Source organism: Spiroplasma sp. hy2, assembly GCF_044714365.1.
Taxonomy (GTDB): Bacteria; Bacillota_I; Bacilli_A; order Mycoplasmatales; family Mycoplasmataceae; genus Spiroplasma; species Spiroplasma phoeniceum.
The window spans coordinates 1-4,454 of sequence record NZ_RXFZ02000083.1; the positions used below are offsets into that span (position 1 = coordinate 1).

5 protein-coding genes are annotated in these 4,454 nt (G+C 25.5%); all 5 read left to right on the forward strand.

All coding sequences use genetic code 4. The features are described 5' to 3' along the window. The first annotated feature begins 246 nt into the window (after window positions 1-246). Window positions 247-522: a hypothetical protein gene (locus EHV01_RS03490; RefSeq protein ID WP_422066218.1), complete on the forward strand. Its 276-nt coding sequence runs from the start codon at window positions 247-249 to the stop codon at window positions 520-522. 448 nt (window positions 523-970) lie between these two features. Continuing rightward, window positions 971-2,110 (forward strand): hypothetical protein, encoded by a 1,140-nt coding sequence (locus EHV01_RS03495; protein WP_422066219.1) that lies wholly within the window; start codon window positions 971-973, stop codon window positions 2,108-2,110. Window positions 2,111-2,221: 111 nt separating this feature from the next. Beyond that, window positions 2,222-3,385 (forward strand): DNA recombination protein RmuC, encoded by a 1,164-nt coding sequence (locus EHV01_RS03500; RefSeq protein WP_422066220.1) that lies wholly within the window; start codon window positions 2,222-2,224, stop codon window positions 3,383-3,385. Between the two features lie 160 nt (window positions 3,386-3,545). Further along, on the forward strand, window positions 3,546-3,992 hold the full coding sequence (locus EHV01_RS03505) for an aldo/keto reductase (RefSeq protein WP_422066221.1): 447 nt from the start codon (window positions 3,546-3,548) through the stop codon (window positions 3,990-3,992). A 5-nt stretch (window positions 3,993-3,997) separates the two neighbouring features. Next, on the forward strand, window positions 3,998-4,390 hold the full coding sequence (locus EHV01_RS03510; RefSeq protein WP_422066222.1) for an aldo/keto reductase: 393 nt from the start codon (window positions 3,998-4,000) through the stop codon (window positions 4,388-4,390). The last annotated feature ends 64 nt before the right edge of the window (window positions 4,391-4,454 follow it).

Genomic DNA, 4,454 nt, shown 5'->3' on the forward strand with positions numbered 1-4,454 from the left:
WTATAATTTCTATTTTAAATATATTTTATAGGAATTTTAAAATAACTAGGTTATGCAAGAAGTCTAATAGATAAATTTCATCTTACAAGTAGATTTAAAAAATTATATCCATATCAAAGTAAAAACAAAGAAAATAGAGAAACATATCATAAAGCAGTTGATAATTTTTATAATGGTAAATATGAGGGATTATTACAGTGTTTAGAAGATAGTAAATCTTTTATAAACGATGCTAAATTAATTTTTTTGAATAAAACTATTAGATTAATTAAAAATAATAAAGAAGGAATTGAAAACCAAACACTATGGAATAATATTGGTTGTGATATTGAAGGTGATATTTCTCATTATTGAAAAGGCACTATGATTAAAAAAGCTATTTATAGTGAAAAAACTATTAGAAATAAATTAAATGCTAGTATGATGGGATTAAAAAATAAAATTGATTTATTTAATAGTAATGAACAAATGCTAGAAGAAAATAAATTTAATTATTCAGTTAATAATTTTTGTAAATTGTAAATGCAAATGTAGCACTTTTTATATGAATGAAAACCTTATTTTTAAGCTTAATAGTTATTTTAGTAATTAATTAACTAAAATAAGCCATAAAATAAAAGATATTTTTGCTTTAATTTTTATAAAAAATCTTTACAAATTTAAAAAGCTTGATTTTACAGTTTATAAAGTGCTACACTTCATAGTACAATTTACATTTRTAAATAATAATTTACAAAAAAATTTATATTTTTATTAGTTTTATCTAAGAAATTAAATAATTTTAATAAAAATGTATTTTTGTTGTGGAAAAATTTAAAAAAATAGAAAAATATATTGACAATAAAATTAAAAGTAATACAATGTAAATAAGTAAGTGGTATATTATTCCACAATTTCTAAGATATTAATTTAAGACCCCAAAATAATTTATACGGCCAAAAATTATTGAAAAACAAAGGAGAATAAAATAATGAAAAAATTAATGATGATTTTAGCATCAGTATCACTATCAAGCCCAATTGTTGGGACAGCAATTGCATGTCATAGTCCTAAAACTGGGGGTGAAATTAATACAACAAGAATACCAACTGTTGGTACTATTAAAGCAAATTTAAAAAAAGCAGGTTATGATGTTGATAACTTAGATGTTGATTTAGCGCCAGGAATGAAAACAGCAATTATTCGTTTTATGCCAGATGTTCCAAATCGCCCATTTTTAACAAAAAAAGTTGATTTAAAATGAACAACAAATGATATTAGTAAAATTATTACTGTTACATCATTGCCATATGATAATGGTTCTGGTACAAAATTAACCGTCGATGAAGTGTTAACTGTTGTTAATAGTTTAAATGGAACAAATTTTACTTTTTCTGATATTGAAATAAATCTTGATCAAGAAATTAGTCAATGAGTAATTACGCCAAAACCAGGTGGTAATTTTACTGGTTCAGCAGTTGAAATCGTTAATGAACCAATTACATTTTCGCAAGCATTTCCATTAAAAAATATTGGTGATATTTATCTCGCTGATGCAGTCTGAGAAGATTATAAAAAAGACCCTGAGGTTAAAACAATGAATATGACAGCAGCAATTATGGAGTTTGTTGGGGACCGAAATCGTTTCACAAGTTTATATAAAGATGCAATGTTAAAAGCGATGATGGGAGCTTTAGATGGTGGAATTGAAATATCAATTAATCAAGATAATGGGGAAGGGACTTTAAAAATTACAACGGAATTTGAGCATGTTATTAATCATTCAACACTAACTGCTAATTTTACAGTCAAGACAACACCACGTAAGTTTTTAACGCAAGATAATGTTAAACCAACAGAAAAATTAATCCCTGTTAAATTAGATAAGATTTATACAAAAGAAACTGAAAACGAACTTCGTTATGATCTTGTTACAAAGCTATTAGGAAAACAATTTGCTGATCAATATCAGGAGATTTGATATAATGAAATTTGAGTAACTTTTAATGAGGATGGTAAAGGAGCAACTATTGAGGCTAAACCAGGCTCAAAAATTTTAGCAGCTTCTGATACTTTAGCTTCTTTAATGACAAAAATTCCAGCTTATAAATTAAATGTTACATTTGAATAAAAAGAAGAAATAAACTCATTAATCTTATGAGTTTATTTTTTTATTTGAACAAGCTATAATTAAAATTATTGCGGAATACAATAAAACATTAAAATATTTAGGGGGAATACAATGAGAACAATTTCATATGTTTTATTAGGAATTATTTTAGTTATTTTAGTTACTTTTCTAATAATTTATTTAGTAAAAACACATAAAAAACCACTTGTAAATAATGATTCAGCATTATTACAGAAAGATATTCAAGCATCAAAAGAATTATTAGAGAAACAAGGATTAGGATTACAAAATCAACTTTCTGAACAAAAAAGAGAATTATTAACTTTAATTAGTGAATTTCAAACAAATTCAGTTAAAAATGATACTAAATTTAATCAAAACTTAACAATTTTAAATGAAGGATTAAGTAATTTTCAAAATAACTTGTCAAAGCAAGATACTGACTTAAAAAATAATTTAAACCATCAAGGTGACATTATTTCCAAATCATTTACTGATGTTTTATCAAATTTAAAAGTTTTAAAAGAATCAACTACAACATTAAAAGAAGTTGAAGAAAAAGTTAAAACTTTAAATGATATTTTTTTAAATAATAAAAAACGAGGTAATTTAGGTGAATATTTATTAGAAAAAGTTTTAAGTGATATGTGTGGTGAAGGTCATCAAGGATGAGACCGCCAATATAAATTGCCGACAGGAACTGTTGTTGATGCATTAGTTAAAACTGGTGGAGCAAAAGAAAACATTGCTATTGATGCGAAATTTCCATTAACAAATTATAATAAATACTTAGAAACAAGTGATACCGCAATTAAAAATAAATATTTAAATCTTTTTAAACAAGATTTAAAAGATCGAATTAATGAAGTTGCTAAGTATATTAATCTTGAAAATGAAATTTCAAGTGCAATTATGTTTGTTCCTTCCGAAGATTTATTTGCATTTATTTATGGCCAATTTCCAGATGATATTATTACTTTTGCATTTAAAAAACGGGTGTGAGTTACTTCACCAACAACATTATCAGCAATTTTATTTGTTTTAGAAAAACATATGCGTGAAGTTGCTTTTAATCAAAATATTGAAGCTATTAAAACTAATTTATTAAAAATAAAAGGCGAATTTGATCATTGAGTTGAGCGTTGACAAGAGTTTACGAAAAATTTTGCAAAATTTAATACTAATATTGAACAATTAAATACCACACATAATAAAATTCATAGTCAATATCAAAAAATTTTAAATGAGCAACAGTTAGAACAACCAACAGATTAAAATGAATAACGATAAAAGAAAAATATCTTAGAAGTAAGATATTTTTTTAATAATTTTTGAAATTAATTGTTAACAGAACTTTAATTTTGTTTTCCTTCTTATTGATTTTAATTAAAGTTATAATTATGTAAAGGCCAACACACGGAAAGGAAGAATAAAAATGAAAACACTAACAATGAAATTAAAACTTTTTAATGGTGTTGAAATCCCATTAATTGGGTTAGGTACATATAAAATGACTGATGAGCATGAAGTTTATCAAGCTGTTATTACCGCATTACAAAATGGTTATCGTCATATTGACACTGCTCAAATCTATGGAAATGAAGAATTAATTGGCAAAGCAATCAAAGATAGTGGTGTTACACGAAAAGAAATCTTTTTAACAAGTAAGATTTGAAATGCTAATCATAAGTACGATGTGGCATTACAGGAAGTAGATAACATACTAACACGGTTAGATACGGATTATTTAGATTTATGTTTAGTTCATTGGCCCACTGCCGATCGAAATGAATGTTTTCGTGCGTTAAAGACAGCGTATAAAGCAAAAAAATTCGTGCAATTGGAGTCAGCAATTTTGAAGTTAGCCATTTACAAGAGTTAATCGCAATTAGTGAAATCAAACCAATGGTTAATCAAGTTGAACTTCATCCTGGTTTAAATAATACTAATGTTGTTAAATTTTGTCAAGCAAACAACATTATTATTGAATCATGAGCAACTTTAATACAAGGACAATGTATGACAAATTCTACTGTTCTTAAAATTGCAGAAAAACACCAGAAAAGTCCTGCCCAAATTTGTTTAAAATGAGCAATACAACAAAATATTGTTGTTATTCCAAAATCAACCCATAAGGAACGTATTATTGCTAATAGTGAACTAGATGATTTTATGTTAGATGATGAAGATATGGCAGCATTATTTGCTTTACCACAGGTAAGATTAGGAGCTGATCCAAATAATTTCTTTAATTTTGTCGAAAACTCTTGATATTTATAAAATATACCTAAAATTAGGTATATTTTTAATATATGGAGGTAAATAATTAATGAAAAAAATAAWA